The organism is Stenotrophomonas sp. TWI1183, assembly GCF_039673115.1.
Classification (GTDB): Bacteria; Pseudomonadota; Gammaproteobacteria; order Xanthomonadales; family Xanthomonadaceae; genus Stenotrophomonas; species Stenotrophomonas maltophilia_AA.
Genome location: NZ_JBDJKZ010000022.1, coordinates 1 through 19,081 on the forward strand (window position 1 = coordinate 1; position 19,081 = coordinate 19,081).

General features: G+C 69.1%; 15 protein-coding genes. 6 read left to right on the plus strand and 9 right to left on the minus strand.

The genetic code is table 11. The features are described from left to right. Nucleotides 1–78 precede the first annotated feature (78 nt). On the minus strand, nucleotides 79–951 hold the full coding sequence (locus tag ABE434_RS16495) for a methylglyoxal synthase (RefSeq protein WP_176990285.1): 873 nt from the start codon (nucleotides 949–951) through the stop codon (nucleotides 79–81). Between the two features lie 173 nt (nucleotides 952–1,124). Between ABE434_RS16495 and ABE434_RS16500 the strand changes: the two genes are divergently transcribed. Next, nucleotides 1,125–1,421 carry a hypothetical protein gene (locus tag ABE434_RS16500; RefSeq protein ID WP_346479594.1) on the plus strand — a complete coding sequence of 99 codons (297 nt, stop codon included), beginning with the start codon at nucleotides 1,125–1,127 and terminating at the stop codon, nucleotides 1,419–1,421. 26 nt (nucleotides 1,422–1,447) lie between these two features. On the opposite strand, the gene ABE434_RS16505 is transcribed toward ABE434_RS16500, so the two are convergent. From ABE434_RS16505 to ABE434_RS16515, 3 genes are all read right to left on the minus strand, one after another. Then, nucleotides 1,448–2,893 carry an FAD-dependent oxidoreductase gene (locus ABE434_RS16505; RefSeq protein WP_346479595.1) on the minus strand — a complete coding sequence of 482 codons (1,446 nt, stop codon included), beginning with the start codon at nucleotides 2,891–2,893 and terminating at the stop codon, nucleotides 1,448–1,450. Nucleotides 2,894–2,981: 88 nt separating this feature from the next. Next, nucleotides 2,982–7,436 (minus strand): glutamate synthase large subunit, encoded by a 4,455-nt coding sequence (gene gltB, locus ABE434_RS16510; protein ID WP_346479596.1) that lies wholly within the window; start codon nucleotides 7,434–7,436, stop codon nucleotides 2,982–2,984. Between the two features lie 167 nt (nucleotides 7,437–7,603). Then, the gene (locus tag ABE434_RS16515; RefSeq protein WP_313211184.1) at nucleotides 7,604–8,005 is read right to left on the minus strand and encodes an I78 family peptidase inhibitor; all 402 of its coding nucleotides are present in this window, start codon (nucleotides 8,003–8,005) and stop codon (nucleotides 7,604–7,606) included. 134 nt (nucleotides 8,006–8,139) lie between these two features. Between ABE434_RS16515 and ABE434_RS16520 the strand changes: the two genes are divergently transcribed. Beyond that, nucleotides 8,140–9,204: a DNA topoisomerase IB gene (locus ABE434_RS16520; RefSeq protein ID WP_319210235.1), complete on the plus strand. Its 1,065-nt coding sequence runs from the start codon at nucleotides 8,140–8,142 to the stop codon at nucleotides 9,202–9,204. 9 nt (nucleotides 9,205–9,213) lie between these two features. On the opposite strand, the gene ABE434_RS16525 is transcribed toward ABE434_RS16520, so the two are convergent. Then, entirely contained in the window at nucleotides 9,214–9,555 is a 342-nt protein-coding gene (locus ABE434_RS16525) for a hypothetical protein (protein ID WP_176990279.1), read from the minus strand. A gap of 206 nt (nucleotides 9,556–9,761) precedes the next feature. On the opposite strand from ABE434_RS16525, the gene ABE434_RS16530 reads away from it, so the two are divergent. Continuing rightward, on the plus strand, nucleotides 9,762–10,871 hold the full coding sequence (locus tag ABE434_RS16530) for an SDR family oxidoreductase (RefSeq protein WP_346479597.1): 1,110 nt from the start codon (nucleotides 9,762–9,764) through the stop codon (nucleotides 10,869–10,871). Here ABE434_RS16530 and ABE434_RS16535 read toward each other — a convergent pair. Continuing rightward, a complete protein-coding gene (locus tag ABE434_RS16535) occupies nucleotides 10,828–11,952 on the minus strand; it encodes a serine hydrolase domain-containing protein (protein WP_346479630.1) in 1,125 nt (374 codons plus the stop codon). The two genes, ABE434_RS16530 and ABE434_RS16535, sit on opposite strands and share 44 nt — an antisense overlap. Nucleotides 11,953–12,180: 228 nt before the next feature. Between ABE434_RS16535 and ABE434_RS16540 the strand changes: the two genes are divergently transcribed. Further along, nucleotides 12,181–12,567, plus strand: coding sequence for a BlaI/MecI/CopY family transcriptional regulator (locus ABE434_RS16540; RefSeq protein WP_319210241.1), 387 nt, complete (start codon nucleotides 12,181–12,183; stop codon nucleotides 12,565–12,567). A 15-nt stretch (nucleotides 12,568–12,582) separates the two neighbouring features. Then, nucleotides 12,583–14,448 (plus strand): M56 family metallopeptidase, encoded by a 1,866-nt coding sequence (locus ABE434_RS16545; RefSeq protein ID WP_346479598.1) that lies wholly within the window; start codon nucleotides 12,583–12,585, stop codon nucleotides 14,446–14,448. Nucleotides 14,449–14,464: 16 nt separating this feature from the next. Here the strand turns inward: ABE434_RS16545 and ABE434_RS16550 are convergent, their stop codons facing one another. The 3 genes from ABE434_RS16550 to ABE434_RS16560 are packed head-to-tail and all read right to left on the minus strand — an operon-like array spanning nucleotide 14,465 to nucleotide 18,417. Then, complete coding sequence (locus ABE434_RS16550) at nucleotides 14,465–14,800, minus strand: I78 family peptidase inhibitor (protein ID WP_176990276.1); 336 nt, start codon at nucleotides 14,798–14,800, stop codon at nucleotides 14,465–14,467. Nucleotides 14,801–14,848: 48 nt separating this feature from the next. After that, the gene (locus ABE434_RS16555; RefSeq protein ID WP_346479599.1) at nucleotides 14,849–15,940 is read right to left on the minus strand and encodes a ribonuclease H-like domain-containing protein; all 1,092 of its coding nucleotides are present in this window, start codon (nucleotides 15,938–15,940) and stop codon (nucleotides 14,849–14,851) included. Beyond that, on the minus strand, nucleotides 15,937–18,417 hold the full coding sequence (locus tag ABE434_RS16560) for a DEAD/DEAH box helicase (RefSeq protein WP_346479600.1): 2,481 nt from the start codon (nucleotides 18,415–18,417) through the stop codon (nucleotides 15,937–15,939). The genes ABE434_RS16555 and ABE434_RS16560 overlap by 4 nt, the downstream gene beginning before the upstream one ends. A gap of 187 nt (nucleotides 18,418–18,604) precedes the next feature. Between ABE434_RS16560 and ABE434_RS16565 the strand changes: the two genes are divergently transcribed. Continuing rightward, nucleotides 18,605–19,081: a hypothetical protein gene (locus ABE434_RS16565; protein WP_346479601.1), complete on the plus strand. Its 477-nt coding sequence runs from the start codon at nucleotides 18,605–18,607 to the stop codon at nucleotides 19,079–19,081.

Genomic DNA, 19,081 nt, shown 5'->3' on the forward strand with positions numbered 1-19,081 from the left:
CGCCGCTGGCCGGCTCCCCATGAACCCCCCTCTCGCGCGAGGGCCGGCCCGCGGCCGGCACTACCGATGCGGTGTTTCTCAGTTCCCCATCCGCAACGCCGCCGCCTGCGCCCAGCGGGCCGCCACCCGCGGTGCGGTGATGCACACCGCCTGATCGGTCACGGTGGTGACCGCGCGCTCGAGCAGCTGGATGTCGGCCTCGTGCTGGCGCGCCACGTGCGGATCCTCGAAGAAGATCGCCCGCTGGCAATGGCCTTCCAGCACGCGGTCGGCGATCTGCGCATCGCCGCCCATCGGGCCGCTCTGGTAGCGCATCACCCATTCCTCGCCCTGCGGCCAGCCGCGGCTCCAGGCCAGTTCGTTGAGGCGCTGGCCGGTGGTGCCGGTGCCGACCCGGCTGCGGAAGCGCGACAGCACCTCGAAGTGCTCGTCGGCGAAGGCCAGCATCGCCGGCTTCATCGCGTCATGCGCGATCAGCGCCAGCGTGTGCTGCGCGAAGGCGTGCAGGTCATCGGCGCCCGGGTCCGGGGCCAGGCCGGCGTGCAGGCGCTCCACCTCGACCCAGTCGCGCGCGGTGGCGACGGTGGAGATGAAGGGTTTGCCGTGGATCACGCACTGGCGCTTCAGCGCGGTCGCCTCGGGGAACACCGACGAGGGATCGACCGGGTCCATCAGGTAGATGGCGCCATCCAGGGTGCGCTCGGGCGTGCCCATGCCGACCACCTCGGCGACCAGCTTCATCAGCCCACCCTCGCGGCCGTTCGGGTAGCGCCGCAGCGGGGCGAAGTCCTGCAGGAAGCCCAGCCGCTGGATCGCATCGAAGGTGCGTCCGACCGCGTGCAGCTCCACGCCCAGTTCGCGCAGTCCGGTGTCGCTGGCGCGCAACCAGCGGAACAATGCGGCGTGCTTGTCGTGGTGGTGCAGGCGGTTCGCGGCCAGGCCGATGCGCATGGGAGCAGTCCAGAGGGAGACACGGTCAGTGTAAGTCGTTCAGGTTGCAGCGGCGCTAGCGCCGAACGGTGACGGCGGTCACGCGCCATCACGCATTTTCGTAATTGTTGCATGGTCTCTGGAGGGGCCATATCCGACAGTGGTGGTCGTCCGTCAATCAGGAAACCCCTGCCATGACCCTCTCCCTTTCTGCCGTTGCCGCCTCGTCTCAGCCCGCTGTCGCGGATCAGGGCACTCGCATCCGCGCGCTGGCCGCCGTACTGCGTGACGCCCCGCAGGCCGATGCCGAGGTCCTGCTGGCCGGGCTGGCGCGCATGCTCGATGCGCATATGGGCCGCGGCCATGATGATGTTGTCAGCAACCGCCGCATCCGCGACCAGCTCGACAACATCGAGCTGCTGATGGCGCTGGAGATCGAGCGGGCCGGCGTGCGCCACACGCCGGTACCCGCGGTACCGCGCGCCGCGTGAGAGGCACGCTTCGGTAGGGCGCGCCGTTACGCCGAGAGCAGCTGCACGATGCTGCCGGCCGCATCGCGGCCCTCGGCCACGGCCGTGACCACCAGGTCCGCGCCGCGTACCGCATCGCCCCCGGCGAACAGGCGCGGATGGGCGGTCTGGAACGGCAGGCGGCCACTGCCACCGGCCACGATGCGGCCATTGTTGCCGGCCTCCACGCCCTGTCCGGTCAGCCAGGCCGGCGCAGTCGGCGAGAAGCCGAAGGCGATGATCACCACGTCCGCTTCCAGCAGCGATTCGCTGCCGGCGATCGGCACCGCATTGCGGCGGCCCTGTGCATCCGGTGCGTCCAGCTGCGTTTCGACCACCATCACCCCGATCACTTCGTCATCCGCACCGGCCTCGATCGACAGCGGCTGGCGATTGAACAGGAAGCGCACGCCTTCCTCGCGGGCATTGGCCACTTCGCGCGCCGAGCCGGGCATGTTGGCCTCGTCGCGGCGGTAGGCGCAGGTCACCTTGGCCGCGCCGAGCCGGATCGCGCTGCGCACGCAGTCCATGCCGGTATCGCCACCGCCCAGCACCACCACGCGCTTGCCTTCGAGGTCGGGCAGGGCGATCTGGTCTTCCCAGCCGGCGATCGGCCGGCCGTGGGCATCGCTGCCACTGACGATGCGGCTGTTCTGCACCAGGAACGGCAGCGCCGGCAGCACGCCCTTGAGGTCCTGGCCGAGCAGGCCACCGTCGGTATAGCGGTAGGCGCCGGTACCCACGAACACCGCGTCGTACTCGGCCAGCAGGTCATCGATGCTCACATCGCGGCCGATCTCCACCCCGAGGCGGAACTGCACGCCCATGCCTTCGAGCACGTTGCGGCGGCGGCTGATCACCGATTTGTCCAGCTTGAAACTGGGGATGCCGAACTGCAGCAGCCCGCCGATCTGTTCGTAGCGGTCATACACCACGGCCTGGATGCCGGCATGCGCCAGCTTGTCGGCGCAGGCGAGCCCGGCCGGACCGGCGCCGATCACCGCCACGCGCTTGCCGGTGGCTTCCACCGCACTCATGTCCGGACGCCAGCCGGTGGCGAGCGCGGTATCGACGATGTACTTCTCGACCGCGCCGATGGTCACCGCGCCGAACTCCTCCAGCGTGCAGCTGCCTTCGCACAGACGGTCCTGCGGACACACCCGGCCGCACACTTCCGGCAGCGGATTGGTCGAATGGCACAGCGTGGCCGCTTCGTGGATGCGGTTTTCCTGCACCAGCTGCAGCCACTGCGGGATCGCGTTGTGCACCGGGCACTTCCAGCTGCAGTACGGGTTGCCGCAATCCAGGCAGCGACCGGCCTGGAACTGCGCGTCCTCCTTGCCGAACTTGCCGTACAGCTCGCCCCAGTCGCCGGAGGTGCGCAGTTCGACCGGGATGCGCTGCGGCATCGTCCGGGGCAGATCGAGGAACTGGAAAGCTTGCTTGCGGCTCATGGGTGGGCCCTGGGATGGTGATCTGCCGGCCAGCGGCCGGCACTACACGTTGAGGGTGCCGGCCAGCGGCCGGCACTACCGGGATGGATCACGCAGCGCGGCGCAGTGAGTCGGTCAGCGATTCGATGCTGGCGGCCTTGGGTTTGACCAGCCAGAACTTGCCGACGTAATCGCGGAACTCATCGAGGATCTGCTGCGCCCAGATGCTGCCGGTCAGTTCGCGGTGGCGGCTGATCAGCGTATGCAGGTGCTGGCGATGGTTCTCGAAGCCCTCGGCCGAGATGCGGTGGATGTCGATCAGTTCGTGGTTGTAGCGGTCCACGAAATCGCGGTCGATATCCAGCACGTAGGCCAGGCCGCCGGTGAAGCCGGCGCCGAAGTTCAGCCCGACCTTGCCCAGCACCAGCACGATGCCGTCGGTCATGTACTCGCAGCAGTGGTCACCGGCCCCTTCGATCACTGCCAGCGCGCCGGAGTTGCGCACGCCGAAGCGTTCGCCGGCACGCCCTGCGGCGAACAGCTCGCCACCGGTGGCGCCGTACAGGCAGGTGTTGCCGATGATCGCGGTGTTGCGCGCCTCGAAGCGTGCGCCACGCGGCGGGCGCACCACCAGCCGGCCGCCGGCCATGCCCTTGCCGACGTAATCGTTGGCTTCGCCTTCGACCTCCAGCTGCAGGCCACCGACGTTGAACGCGCCGAAGCTCTGCCCGGCCGTGCCACGGAAGCGCAGGGTCAGTGGTGCATCGGCCATGCCCTGGTTGCCATGCGTGCGCGCGATTTCGCCGGACAGGCGGGTGCCGATCGAGCGGTCGGTGTTGTGGATCAGGAAGCGGTGCTCGCCGCCGAGCTTGCCGGCGATCGCAGGTGCGAGCAGACCGTCCATCTGCGTCGCCAGGCTGTCCGGCGATTCGTACAGACGCTGTGCGGCGCAGTGGCTGCCCGCGTAGTCGGCCGGGTGCAGCAGGCGCGACAGATCCACCTTGACGCCCGGACGCGGTGAAACTTCCAGCTGCTGCAGCAGGTCGGTACGGCCGACGATCTCCTCCAGCGAGCGCACGCCCAGGTAGGACAGCCAGCCACGGACTTCCTCGGCCAGCAGGCGGAAGAAGTTCTCCACGCGCTCCGGCAGGCCGGTGAAGTACTGCGCACGCAGGCGCTCATCCTGGGTGGCCACGCCGGTGGCGCAGTTGTTGAGGTGGCAGATGCGCAGGTACTTGCAGCCCAGCACGATCATCGGCGCGGTGCCGAAACCGAAGCTGTCCGCACCGAGCAGCGCGGCCTTGATCACGTCCAGGCCGGTCTTCAGGCCACCATCGGTCTGCAGCAGGGTGCGCCCGCGCAGGTCGTTGGCGACCAGTGCCTGGTGCGATTCGGCCACGCCCAGTTCCCACGGCACGCCCGCATAGCGGATCGAGCTGACCGGGCTGGCACCGGTGCCGCCGTCATGGCCGGACACGGTGATCAGATCGGCGCCGGCCTTGACCACGCCGGCGGCGATGGTGCCGACCCCGGCATGGCTGACCAGCTTCACCGAGACCAGTGCGGTTGGGTTGACCTGCTTGAGGTCGTAGATCAGCTGGGCCAGATCTTCGATCGAGTAGATGTCGTGGTGCGGCGGCGGCGAGATCAGGCCGATGCCCGGCTTGGCGTACCGCAGCCGCGCGATCAGCTCGTTGACCTTGTGCCCGGGCAGCTGGCCGCCTTCGCCGGGCTTGGCGCCCTGGGCAACCTTGATCTGCAGCACTTCGGCGTTGACCAGGTACTCGGCGGTGACGCCGAAGCGGCCCGAGGCCACCTGCTTGATCTTGCTGCGCTTCTCTGTGCCGTAGCGCACTGGGTCTTCGCCGCCTTCGCCGGAATTGCTGCGCCCGCCGAGCCGGTTCATGGCGATCGCCAGCGCTTCGTGCGCTTCCGGCGACAACGCACCGAGGCTGATCGCGGCGGTGTCGAAGCGGCGGAACAGGTCTTCGGCCGGGGCCACTTCATCCAGCGGCGTCGGCGTGGGCGCGGCCTTGAGCTGCAGCAGGTCGCGCAGCGCCGAGACCGGTCGGCCATGCACGGCCTCGCAGTAGCGCTGCCAGTCCGCGGCATCGCCGCTGCGCGCGGCGCGCTGCAGGGTCATGACCACGTCCGGGTTGTACATGTGGTATTCGCCGCCGTGCACGTACTTCAGCACGCCGCCCACGTCCGGGCGCAGCAGGTCGTTCCAGGCACGCACGGTGAGCTCGCGGGCCTCGTCGTCCAGGCGCGCAAAGCCGACTCCGGCCACGCGCGAGGCGGTGTCCGGGAAGCACAGGTCGACCACCTCGTCGTCCAGCCCGACGATCTCGAACAGCTGCGCGCCGCGGTAACTGGCCACGGTACAGATGCCCATCTTGGAGATGATCTTGGACAGGCCCTTGTAGATGCCCTTGCGGTAGCGACGGCCGATCTGCGACTGCTCGCCGCCCTTGCTCAGCTGCAGGATGCCGCGCCGGCCCAGGTCGAACAGGGTCTGGTAGGCCAGGTACGGGTACACCGCGGTGGCACCGAAGCCGAGCAGGCAGGCCATGTGGTGTGGATCGCGCGCGGTGCCGGTTTCCAGGATCAGGTTGACGTCGCAGCGCAGGCCCGCATTGGAGAGATGGTGATGCACCGCGCTGGTGGCCAGCAGGGCATGCACCATCGGGCGGTCGGCAACCGGGTAACGGTCGCTCAGCAGCAGCATGACGATGCCTTCGCGGGCGGCGGCTTCGGCTTCGGCGCAGATGCGCTCGATGCCGGCCTTCAGGCCTTCGTCCAGGCTGTAGGACAGATCGATCAGCCGGTTCTTGTCGGCGTACTGCTCCATCTTGATCAGCTGGCGCAGCTTGCGCTGGCTGAGTACCGGCGAATTGAGGATGACGTGGTTCACCGTCTCCGCACCGGCATGGAAGATGTTGGTCTCCTTGCCGAGCTGGGTGGAGAGCGACATGACGCAGTCTTCGCGCAGCGGATCGATCGGTGGGTTGGTGACCTGCGCGAACGCCTGGCGGAAGTAATCGTAGAGCGGACGGCTGTGCTGGCTCAGCACGGCCATGGGCGTGTCATCGCCCATCGAGCCGGTGGCTTCCTGCTCGGTCTCGGCCAGCGGACGCAGGATCTGCTCCACTTCCTCGGTGCTGAGCTGGAACAGCTTGTGATAGCTGCGCAGGGTGCGCTCGTCGAACGGCTCTTCCACCAGCGACGGATCGATCAGCTCGGTCTGCAGGTAGGTCACGCCCTGCTGCAGCCATTGCTTGTACGGCGCGCGGCCACGGTTGATGCGGTCGATGGCATCCGAGTCGAGCAGGTCGCCGCGCTTCAGGTCGATCGCCATCATCTCGCCCGGGCCGAGCTTGCCCTTGCGCACCACGCGCTCGGCCGGCACTTCCCAGACACCGGCTTCGGAGGCGACCAGGAAGTGGCGGTCGGAGGTCAGCATCCAGCGCGCCGGGCGCAGGCCGTTGCGATCCAGCGTGCAGGCGGCATAGCGGCCGTCGCAGGCGACGATGCCGGCCGGGCCGTCCCAGGGCTCGCTGTTGAGCCCGTAGAACTCGTAGAACGCGGCCAGGTCCGGATCCTTGAACTCCAGCGACTGGGTCGCCGGCGGCACCAGGATGCGCAGCGCCTGGATCAGCTCCATGCCGGCGCTGACCATCAGCTCGAGCATGTTGTCCAGGCTCTGCGAGTCCGAGCCGTGCATGGAGATGACCGGATTGAATTCGCCGATGTCGAAGCGCGGGGTCTTCCACACCTTGCTGCGCGCCTGCGCCCACCGGCGGTTGCCCTCGATGGTGTTGATCTCGCCGTTGTGCGCGAGCATCCGGAACGGATGCGCCAGCGGCCAGCGCGGCAGCGTGTTGGTCGAGAAGCGCTGATGGAACACGATCGCGCTGGAGGCCAGGTCGTTGCGCTGCAGGTCCACGTAGAAGCGGCTCAGCTTGTCCGGCAGCACCATGCCCTTGTAGCTGATCGCATTCGGGCTGAGCGTGGTGACGTAGTAATCGGCGTGCTCGCGCAGCTGCTGTTCGCTGCGGCGGCGGGCCAGGAACAGGGCCAGGGTGAAGGCGGCCTCGTCCTGCGCGGCACCGGCATCGACGAACACCTGCTCGATGTGCGGCAGGGTGTCGCGCGCGAGCTGGCCGCAGACGCTGGGATCGGTGGGGACCACGCGCCAGCCGACCGGCTGGCAACCGGCCTCGCGCAGCTGCTGTTCCAGCGTGTCGCGGCAGGCCTGTGCGGCAACGGTGTCGTGCGGCAGGAACACCACGCCGGCGGCGAAGCGCGCACCCAGCGTGAGACCCGCTTCGGCGGCGAGTGCCTTGAGGAACACGTCGGGACGGCGCAGCAACAGGCCGCAGCCGTCACCGGTGACACCGTCGGCAGCGACGCCGCCGCGGTGGGTCATGCGCGAGAGTGCGGCGATAGCCGTGTCGACCAGCAGTCGGGACGGCTGGTCGTCGAGCTGGGCGACCATGCCGAAACCACAGGCATCTCGCTCATCTTGCGGGTCGTAAAGCCCTTGGCGGTTGCGGGGGGCCATCTCTGCCTCAATGTCGGGTGAGCGGCGACACTCGTCCCCGCTCAATCCGTTGAGCGCATCTGGAGGCACCGGATGACTCGACTAGAGCATAGTTGCTGCAACGCCGCAATACACGGTTGCAGGCGCAACCAAACCCCTGAGTTTCAGGGGTTTTCTCCGTCGCCTGTTCAGCCGCAGCGGACGCCGGCCACCACGTTCTTGGCATCCACTTCGACGTTCAGGCGCTCGCCGATGAACTCCATCGTGGTCATGTCGTTCGGCTTGAGCACGCGCACGCTGGTGGCGCCGGCATCCTGCTGGGCCTGGCTGCCGAGCTCGGCGGTATAGGGCTGGCCGACCAGGCTCTGCACCTGGGTGGCATCGCAGCTGCCGACCGGCGGCGCTTCGGTCGCCTTGCCGGCTTCGTCGGTCGGCGCGGCGGCGGCTTCGGCGGCCTTCTGCGCATGGGTGGCGACGGCCTCCTGCTCGTCCATCGGCGGGGCGCTGCACGCACCGAGGACCAGCAGGGCGGGGAACAGGGCGATCAGCCCGAAAGAACGCCGCACGCGGCGGAACGACAGGGACGACATCGGTACTCCAGGAAGCGAGCCAGTAAACTCTGGAGGATATCGCCAAGCGCGGCGTGAGGTGTTTGTGTTGCGTTATTGACGCGGCGCCGCACCGGCAGCGGTAACACTGCGTTTCCCTGATCCGCGCCGCGTCCATGAGCCCGAGCCGCACCACCACCCCCGAAGCCGCCGCCGCCCGCCAGGCCGGCCTGCGGTATGTCAGCGATGAACTGCCCGGCATCGCCCGCCGCAAGGCCGGCAAGGGCTTCGCCTACCGCGACGCCGACGGTGCGGCGGTGCGCGATGCCGCCACGCTGGCCCGGATCCGCGCGCTGGCGATCCCGCCGGCGTACACCGATGTGTGGATCTGCGCGCTGCCCAACGGCCACCTGCAGGCGACCGGCCGCGACGCGCGCGGGCGCAAGCAGTACCGCTACCACGCCGATTGGGCGCGGGTGAGGGGCGATGGCAAATTCGATCGCATCATTGCCTTTGGTACCGCCCTGCCCACGCTGCGTCGGCGCCTGCGCCGCGATCTGAAGCTGCCCGGCTTCCCGCGCGACAAAGTGCTGGCGATCGTGGTGGCGTTGCTGGCACAGACGCTGGTGCGCGTTGGCAATGAAGTCTATGCACGTGACAACCGCTCTTACGGGCTGACCACGCTACGTAACCGCCACCTCGCGCTGGTCAAGGGCGGCCGGGCGCAGATGCGCTTCCGGGGCAAGTCCGGGCAGGCGCATGAGGTGGACGTGGATGACCGCGAACTGGTCAAGCTTATCCGCAGCTGCCAGCAGCTGCCCGGGCAGGCGCTGTTCCAGTACCGCGATGACGAGGGCGCGGTGCAACCGGTGGACTCGGGCATGGTCAATGACTATCTGCACGATGCGATGGGCGAGGATTTCAGCGCCAAGGATTTCCGCACCTGGGGCGGCACGCTGGAGGCGATCCGTCAGCTTGCCGCGACCGAGCTGCCCGAACCCTCCAGTGAGCGCGCGCTGGCGGCATTGCAGAAGCAGGTGGTATGCGAGGTGGCCAACCTGCTGGGCAACACACCGTCGGTGTGCCGCAAGGCCTACATCGATCCCTGCGTATTCGATGGCTGGCGGGCCGGCTCATTGAAGGCGCTTGCCGGGTTGCGCGGCGAGCGCCAGTGGGAACTGGCCACGCTGAAAGTACTCAAAGCCGCGCGGCGCACCGTCCGGCGCGCCCGCGCGGGCTGAGCGCAGCGGTCAGCCGCAGTAGATCGCGGTGATGTTGTTGGTGTTGCCGGTTTCGATGGTGAGCCGTTCGCCACCGCTTTCCGCTCCGGCGCTGGACGGCACCGCACCGCTGGCGGTCGGGCCGCTTTCCTGGCGCTGGCCCCGCAGCACGATGACCTCGAGGCTGTCGCTGTCCACGCGGGCCCGCTCCACGGTGGCCGCCGACGCGGCCAGCCCGGTGGCGCCACGCACCTTGTCGACATGGCACTGGCCGGAAATCACGCCGTCGATCGGCTGGACCTGCGCGACAGGGGTGCTGCTGCAGGCGGACAAAGCAAGGACGGCCACAGCCGCGGACAGGTAACGAAGCATGCGACGCACTCCATGGGAATTGCGCTCAGGGTGCATCGGTGCCCGTATGCGGCGCATGAATCCTCTACACGGTGTGGGCACGCTCCATTCACCATCCCTGGCCGCCGGGTTGACCATAGTGGGGCTGCGCACTCCAGAGCGGCACCGCCGCGGCGACATGCGCCCGCGTGAGTTTCACGCATCTGATCCGGCAACAGGAGTCGAACATGGCCACGGCCAAACCCCGTAAGACCACCAAGACCCCCACGTCCCGCAAGGCGGCCCCGGCGGCCGACGCAACCGAACCGCGTACCCGTGCGCCGGTCGTGAAAACCGCGACCCGCAAGGCTGCCGCCACCGATCCGCGCGCTGCGCGCGTGGCGGCGCGCCAGCGCCGTCTGCAGGACCAGGAGAAGGCCAAGGACGCGCGTGCGGCGAAGAAGGCCGCTGCCTCCAGGACCAAGAAGGCTACCCAGGCCGGCACGCGCCGCCAGCCGGAGAAAATGCCGGCCGAGCAGCTGGCCAAACCGGGCAACGAACACGAGATGCAGCTGGCCCCGCGTTTCCTTGCGCCGGACTACCAGGGCAGCGGCAAACTCAAGGGCAAGCGCGCGATCATCACCGGCGCCGACTCCGGCATCGGCCGCGCGGTGGCCGTGCTGTTCGCCCGCGAAGGGGCCGATGTGGCGGTGCTGCACCTGGATGAAAAGAAGGACGCGAAGATCACCCGCGAGCACGTCGAGAAGGAAGGCGGCCGCTGCCTGGTGATCGCCGGCGATGTACGCGACCCGGCCTTCTGCAACAAGGCGGTGAAGCAGGTGGTCAAGGCGTTCGGCGGGGTCGACATCCTGGTCAACAACGCCGCCTTCCAGCTGCACTGCGACCGCCTGGAAGACCTCGAGGACGACCATCTGCAGGAAACCCTGCAGACCAACATCGGCGGATACATCCAGATGGCGCGCGCGGTGCTGCCGCATCTGGGCGAAGGCGCCAGCATCATCAATACCGGCTCGGAAACCGGCCTGTTCGGCAGCAAGTCGCTGGTGGACTACTCGGCCACCAAGGGCGCGATCCATGCCTTCACCAAGGCGCTGGCCAGCCAGCTGCTGCCGCGCGGCATCCGGGTCAATGCGGTCGCCCCGGGCCCAGTCTGGACGCCGCTCAATCCGGCCGACAAGAAAGCCCCCGACGTGGCCGAGTTCGGCCAGGACAGCGACATGGGCCGACCGGCGCAGCCGGAAGAGCTGTCGCCGGCCTATGTGTTCCTCGCCTCGCCGATCACCGCGAGTTACATCAGCGGCGTGATCCTGCCGGTGATGGGCGGGCCGCGCGGCTGACCGTCGGCACCGGCGCGTCCACGCCGTAGAACGCGGCGATCTGCGGAATGAAGTTCTGCGGGTTGGCCCCGACCAGGTTGGTCAGCACCACGATGGCCAGCCCCTGGTCGGGGTAGACGATGAAGGCCGAGCGCGCGCCACCCATGCCGGCCACCTGGCGTTGCGGGGCGCCCTGCAACACCGCCCAGCCGTCTCCCCAGGCGCCCTCGCGGCCATCGTTGAGCCGTTCCGACGTCCACATCCTGCGGGTACTGGCCGCGTTGATCAGGCGGTTGCCGGACAACGCGACCAGCCACTGCGCGACGTCATCGGCGGTGGTCAGCATGCCGCCGCCGGCCCACAGCCCGGGCGTCATGTCGTAGAACCAGTGCGAGAGACGTGGCGCGGCGTCCGGCGCATCGGTGCGGCGCGGGAACCAGCTGTAGATCGTGGCGCTGTTGGCGATCAGGTCGTAGCTGTCGCCGAACGTCGTGGACGGCATCCCGGCGACATCGAACTGACGCGTGGCCACGTAGCGGTCGTACGGCATGGCCGACTGCGCGGCGATGATCCGTGCCAACAGCACGTAGTTGGTCTGGTTGTACGTGAAGCGCGCGCCGGGGGCGGTCTCCACCGGCAGCCGGGTCACCGCCGCCCAGGCCGCCTGCTCGCTCCCTCCGCCGAGCAGTCCCTGCGCATCCAGGATGTCCGGCAGCCCGGAGGTGTGCGCCAGCAGCTGGCGGACCCGAACGCCGCGCCATGCCTCGGGCAGATCGGCGAGATAGGTCGAGATCGGCGCATCCAGGTTCACCTTGCCCGCCTCGGCCAGCTGCATCATCGCCACCCCGGTGAACGACTTCGTCGCCGAGTTGAGCGGGAAACGCGTCGTGCGCGTGGCCGGCAGCCCGTTTTCGACGTTGGCCAGCCCGTGGCTTTCCGAGAGCACCACCTTCCCCTCCTGGATCACGGCGATCTGCAGGCCGGGAATGCGCAGGGCGTCCATGGTCCGGCCGATGAACTGCCGGGTCTGCTGGTTGGCCGTGTCCACATTGCCGGCTCGCGCCTGCGCGCCCAGAGGGAACAGCAGGGCGGCCATCAAGATCACGCGGTACGTGGAGCGCATGCAGCAGGTCCTTGGCGAAGGTGACGCGGCGCCAGGGCGGGATGCCGCAGCTCGAAGGCTTGGATGCGGGCCGCGGCGAAAAGGTTTAAGGCCACCGGCAGGGCGCTCGCGCTCGGCCTACCGTTCGTCGGCACCGACCGTCCGGCACTTGACGACACCTGTAGTCACTGGCACGGTGGCGACACGTGTAGTCATAGGGAGTGCGCCATGCGCGGCAAGACCATCGGGGACCAGGAGCTGGCCCTGCTGCAGTACATCGCGGAACAGGACCGTCCAAGCGTCGGCGAAGTCGCCGCCGGGTTCGGCGAGCAGCGCGGGCTGGCACGGTCCACCGTGCTGACCATGATGGAGCGGCTGCGCGCCAAGTCGTACCTGAGCCGCAGGCAGGTGGACGGCGTGTACCGCTATGCCACCACCAGCGGCCAGGACAGCGTGGTGCAGGGCGCGGTGGCCAGCTTCGTGGAGAAGACGCTGCAGGGCTCGGTCTCGCCGTTCGTGGCGTTCATGTCGCACAAGGTCGACGTCAGCGATCAGGAGCTGGCCGAGCTGGAAGCGCTGGTCGCACAGTTGCAGTCACGCAAGCGGGAGGGCTGAGCCATGGACATGATGATGAGCGAACTGCTGATGCGGCTGGGCTGGACCAGCGTGCAGAGTGCGGTGCTGGTGGCGCTGGTGTGGGGCGTATGCCGCCTGCTGCCGCAGCTGCCCTCCGCCACCCGCTGCCGGCTGTGGTGGCTGGTGGCGGCGCAGGCGGTGCTGGGCCTGTTCTGGAGCAGCCCGCTGGAACTGGCGGTGCTGCCTGCACCCGTCGCGGTGATTGCCCCGACCGCCCCGGTGACGGCACTGCCTGCGTTCGATGCGGCCGTGCAGGCCGCGCCGGTCATCCATGCAGCGAGCGCGGCCGAGACGGCGACGATGGCAGTGTCCTGGCCGTCGCTGCTGCTGGCCCTGTGGGCCGCCGGCGTGCTCTTGATGCTGGTGCACAGCCTGCGCGGCTACCGCGCGAGCCGCGCGCTGGTGCGCGGTGCCACCGAGTGCACCGACGCCGGTCTGCAGCAGGCCCTGCAGCTCGCTGCCGAAGCGCATGGCCTGCGTCGCGCACCGCGCCTGAAGCTCTCCGCACAAATCCGCTCGCCGCAGTTGATCGGCCCGTGGCGGCCCGTGCTGCTGCTGCCGGCGCGCGAACTGCCGGCGATGTCGGCCGATGATCTGGACATGGCGCTGACCCACGAGTTGATCCATCTGCAGCGCCGCGACCTGTGGTGGGGCCTGCTGCCGGCACTGTCGCAGCATCTGTTCTTCTTCCATCCGCTGGTCCACCTGGCCGCGCGCGAATACGCCCTGGCCCGCGAAGAAGCCTGCGATGGTGCGGTGGTGGCCGGCCACGGGCATTGCCGGCATGGCTATGGCCGGTTGCTGGTGCAGCTGGGTGTCGCGCCGCGTCCCGCCGTGGGCGTGGCGAGCGCCTCGCCGAACCTGCGCAGCCTCAAGCGCCGCCTGTTGACCCTGCAACAGACCCGCAGCTTCCCGCGCGTGGCCTCGCTGGCGATCACCGCGCTGTTCGTGGTGGTCGGCGTGGCGCCGCTGCGGTTGGTGGCTGCGCCGCCGCCGCCGGCGCCCCCGGCCCCGACTGCACCGAACGTACCCACGCCGCCCACGCCGTTGCCTGCGCGCCCCCCCCGTCCGGCACCCGCCCCGGTCCCCGCGCCGGAGCCGATGCCCGCACCGGAGCCCATGCCGGCCCCGGAACCGCCGGCCGCCCCCGCCGCCCCCGTCGCACCGCGTGCGCCGGAACCGCCGAAGGATCTGGATGACGGGATGTCCTTCGTCACCCATGGCAAGCTCAACATCCGCCAGCAACCCGCCCAGGCGTTCGTGCTGATGGGGCAGGACGACAACTTCGTCGATGCCTCGGTGGCCGATCTCAAGCAGGCGCGACGCGATGCGGGCGGCGACGAACCGGCGTTGTGGGTGCGTCGTGGCCAGGCGCGCTATCTCATCCGCGATCCCGCCGTCCTCAGCCAGCTCAGCCGCAGTCAGTCCGACGTGGCGGCCCTGGGCAACGCGCAGGCCGAGCTGGGCAACCGCCAGGCGGCGATCGGCCAGCAGCTGGCCAAGGTCTCGATGCAGGTCACCGCCGACGCGCTGGCCGCGGTGGATGTCGCGGCGGTGGTCAACCACGCGACGCGCCAAGTGGGACTGGATGCGGCCGCCGAGGCCAACCAGGCCGCGCGCCAGTCACGTGCGGCTGCCGCCGGTGCCAGTCAGGCAGCGCGCGAAGCGCGTACCGCCGCGGCCAAGGCGGTGGACGCCCGTCAGATCACCCTGGTCGCGCGCGAGCAGGCCGAGCTGGGCCGGGAGCAGGCGCGCCTGGCGCAGCAGCAGAGCCTGGCCTCGGCCCGCGCCGTGCGGGAAGTACGCACGGCCATCGATCAGGCGCTGGCCAGCGGCAAGGCCCAGCGCCTGAGCGACTGACCTGCAGGAAGCCTTCTCAACCGCAGTTGGCGCGCACGATCCTGTTCTGCGCGTCCACTTCGATGCTGAGCCGGTCTTCGCGGTAATCCATGGTCATCGCCATGCCCGGCTTGAGCACGCGGGCGTTGCGGGCACCGCTGTCCTTCACTGCTTTCTGGATCACCGCCTCGGTGGCGGTCTGCCCGGTCAGGCCGGTGAGCTTTTCCGGATCGCACTGGCCGCCACTGCCGGCCACCGCGGGTGGGGCGGTCGAGGTCGGGCTGTCAGCGGGTGTTCCCGCCGTCTTGCCGGGATGACTGCAGGCGGCCAGCGGCAGGGCACAGCCCAGGGCGAACAGAAGGTTCAGACGCATGTGGTGGTCCTCCCACGGTAAGTACCCGCAGTGTCCGTGGACCGGCCTTTACACCGCGTCAATGGCCTGCAGCGCCAACGTTTCCCGGTCGCGCTGCTCCTCGGCCACCAGCCGCCGCATCAGCAGCGCCAGGGTCACCACGTCCTGGTGGTTGTGCTCGGCCACCCGGCGCAGGTTCACCGCGCTGCCGCCCCGGAGGTAATTCAGCCACGCCGCAGGGGCTTCCGAGCCGGGCAGATCGTCTTCGCGCACGATCTGCAGCAGCTGGCGCTCGATCGTGGCCAGCCGGCAGTTCTCCCAGGTGCCGCGATAGCGGCGGCGGGTCGGAAACAGCAAGTCGACATGGTCCAGCGGCGTGATCGGGCAGCGCTGCCGCGCCAGCCGATAGCGCGTCTTCAGCAGCGGGGCGTCGTAGCAGCGCCCGTTGTAGCTGGAGAACACCGTGCCCGGCTGCAGCCAGCCGGCGAACTCGCGCAGCATCGCGGTTTCCGCGGCCATCGTCGTCATCAGCAGCTGGCGGATGCGCAGGCCGTCGCCACGTTCGGGATGGGTGTGCCAGTCCGCCGCGCCGATCATGAAGGCACGGGTACCGGTGCCGCCGGCCAGGCCGGTGGTCTCGGTGTCGAAGAACAACAGGTCCCGCGGCTGCACCTGCTCGCCCTCGCGTTTGGCGAAGGCCAGCGACAGCGGTTCGGTGGGGATCGCCTGCGCGACGAACGATTCGATCAGGAACAGCCCCGGCGTGATTTCCTCGCCCGGCACGTGGCGATCCGCGGCGTTCTCGCGCGGCTTGGCGGTGCTGATGCCGCGATCGCGCAGGCCAAGCAGGCGGCGCAGGCCACCGATCTCGGGTCTGCGCAGCGCCGGCGCGGGGACAGGAACAGCGGGAACCGCCGGTGCGGTCTCGCGTGCGGCGGCGCCGGTCGGTTTGTGGCGGATCTCCTGCTCGACCCAGCCGAAAACGGAGGCGGGCGCAGGCGTGCGCGCACGCGCGTCGTTGGCGGCGGCCGGAAGCGGGGCTGCGGGTTCGGTGGGATGTGCCGGCCAACGGTCGGCACCTACCGGGTTTTCAGGCGCCGCCGCCGTCGCATCACCGGCCTGCCGGCGCAGCAGGCGCAGCTTGTCCAGGCTCAGGCTCACGGGGCGACCACCTCGGCATGCTGGTGCTCACGTTCGGCCGCGGACGGCAGGGCGGCACTGTCGAACAGGTCCAGCACCTTCAACGCCAGCGCCTTCGGCGTGGTGGCATCGTCTTCCTGGCCGGCCAGCACCGGGCCGACGCAGGCCGGGCAGCCGGCCTTGCAGTCGCAGCCCTGCACCAGTTCGCGCGCGCGCAGCAGCAGCTCGGCCTGGCGCACCCACAGCGGCTCGCTCAGGCCCACGCCGCCGGGGAAGTTGTCGTACAGATAGACCGTGGGCACGAACTGCTGCTGCAGTTCGATCGCGCTGGCATCGAACTCGGCGCCACGCAGCTGCCCGCGCCCGCTCTGGTCGGCCACCGCGAACCACGCACCGTCACCATTGCCGACGGCCTTCTGCAGGTCGCGCGCATCGGCCATCACCGCCACCGTGGCGACGATGTGCAGCGCGTAGGCGGCGCCCAGGAAACCGTCCAGCGCTTCCTGCTTGCTGTCGAACGCGGTCAGCAGCAGCGCCTGCGGCAACTGCCACCACACCGCCGTGGTGTGCAGCTCCTGATCGGGCAGGTTGACCGGGCCGTAGCCGATGTTCTCGTGGGTGTAGTAGCGGATCTTCTTGTAGCCGGCCACGCGGCGCACCACGTGCACCTCGCCATGGTGGGAGTCGCCGCGCCCGGCGATGCAGCCATCGAAACGGTCCAGCACCTTGAGCTTGGTGAAATCGATGCTGTCGGTGTAGTAGTCCACGTGGGTGCGGGTGACATAGGCCTTGCGGCCTTCCCAGTCCAGCCGCTCCACCTGGTAGGGCGTGGACTGCACCATGTGGATGGCGCCTTCGTACAGCGTCAGCGCGGCGGCGGAATAATCCACCTCGGCGATGATCTGCTGCTTGCCGTCGCTGCGGTCCACCACCACGAAGTTGCCATCGGCGACCGAGCGCAGGCTGACCGCGTTGGCCGGGTAGCTGTCGGCGATCCACTCCCAGCGGTCGCCTTCGCGATGTACGACCTCGGTTTCGGCCAGGGCTTCCAGGAACACCAGCGGGTCGATCGGGCCGAACGGATCGCCGGCCAGGAACGGGAGCTCGAAGGCGGCGCAGCGGATGTGGTCGAACAGGATCAGCGGCTGGTCCGGCGCGATGCGCGCATGCTCGGGCGAGGCCTCGGCGAAGAAGTCCGGATGCCGCACCACGTACTGGTCCAGCGGCTGCGAGCTGGCCACCATCACGCCCAGCGCGGGCTGCTGGCGGCGGCCCGCGCGGCCGAAGCGCTGCCAGGTCGCGGCGACGCTGCCCGGGTAGCCGTTGAGGATGACCACGTCGAGGCTGCCGATATCCACGCCCAGCTCCAGCGCCGAGGTGCTGACGATGCCGTCGATCTGCCCGGCGCGCATGGCGCGTTCGGTCTCACGGCGCTCGGTGGGGAGGTAGCCGCCGCGGTAGGCGCGGATGCGGGTCGGCTTGCGCGGGTCGTGGTCGAAGATGTCCTTGAGGTACTTGGTCAGCACTTCGACCATCAACCGGCTCTGCGCGAAGATCAGGGTCTTCAGCCCGGATTTGATCGCGATGCGGGCGATGCGGTTGCTCTGCGAACGCGCCGAAGCACGCAGGCCGAGATCGGCGTTGACCACCGGCGGGTTCCACAGCAATACATGCTTCGGCCCGCTGGGCGCGCCGGATTCGGTGATGGCCGTCACCGGCGCTTCGATCAGCGCCTCGGCATGCGCCTGCGGGTTGCCGATGGTCGCCGAGCACAGGATGAACTGCGGCTCCACGCCATAGAACGCGCAGATCCGCTTGAGCCGGCGCAGCACGTTGGTGACGTGGCTGCCGAACACGCCGCGGTAGGTGTGCACTTCATCAATGACCACGTAGCGCAGGTTCTCGAAGAACTGCGCCCACTTGGTGTGATGCGGCAGGATCGCCTGGTGCAGCATGTCCGGGTTGGAGACCACGATGTCGCCGTGCAGGCGGATCGCCTGGCGCGCATCGCCCGGCGTATCCCCATCGAAGGTGAAGGCTTTCACGCCCAGATCGCCGGCGCGGTTGAGTTCCAGCAGCTCGGCCACCTGGTCCTGGGCCAGCGCCTTGGTCGGGAACAGGTACAGCGCCTTGGCCTTGCCCTGCATCGCCGCGCTGACCACCGGCAGGGTGTAGCACAGTGACTTGCCGCTGGCGGTCGGGGTCACGATCGCCACGTGCTCGCCGCGCTGGCTGGCCTCCCAGGCCTGCGCCTGGTGGCTGTAGAGCTGCTCGATGCCACGCGCCTTCAGCGCATGGACCAGGGCGTCGGGCACATCGGCCGGGATCGGCGCGTACTGGCCCTCGCGGGCCGGAATCGTGAAGCTGCCGGTGATGCGGTCGTTGTAGCGGCGCTGCAGGCGCGCGGTCAGCAGCGCGCCATCGCGCGAGGGCAGCCCATCGGTGGTGGCGAGGCGGCGCTCGGCGTCTTCAGTGCGCTTGGCGAGTTCGTAAGCCATGGTCACAACGGTCTGCAAAGGACGCTATGGAAACATGACCGCGTCTCAATGTCTGAGACATCGGGGTGCGCGCGGGTGAATGGTTCAGTGCATGGCGGCGTCGCCTGGACAGCTGCCATCAACGAAATCTGACACCGGCCTCCGTATCCTTGAGATCAGCCCGCAACCAAACACGGATGGAGTCGCTGTGGCATTACGTGGACATCAAGGCGCCGCGCTGCTGGCCGGCCTGCTGCTGGGTGCCGCCGCACAGGCCCAGCAGGCCGCCGCACCCGAGCCGGTGGAACCACCGCCCGTGACAGCGCAGGGGGAGGTCACCACGCTGGGCGAGGTGCGTGCGCTGAAGCCCGACGACGAGCCGCTGGATCTGTACCGCTTCAAGAATCCGGTGCAGGTGCAGCCCAATCGCTTCAGCCGCACCTGGAGCGAGCCGCCGTCGCCCGAGCAGGTCAGCATGAGTGGCGGTTATCTGATGATGGGCATCAATCAGGGATTGGCCAAAGCCGCGCAGGGCGTGAGCAAGCTCACTGGCGGGCCCGCGCAGATCCAGTCCGCGACCGCCCGCCCTCCGCCGGAACTCACCGAGGAAGAACAGCGTCGCGCCATGGAGGTGTGTGCGCAGCAGGGTGGGTGCCCGACGCCGCTGACGCCGTTGCCGGAGTAG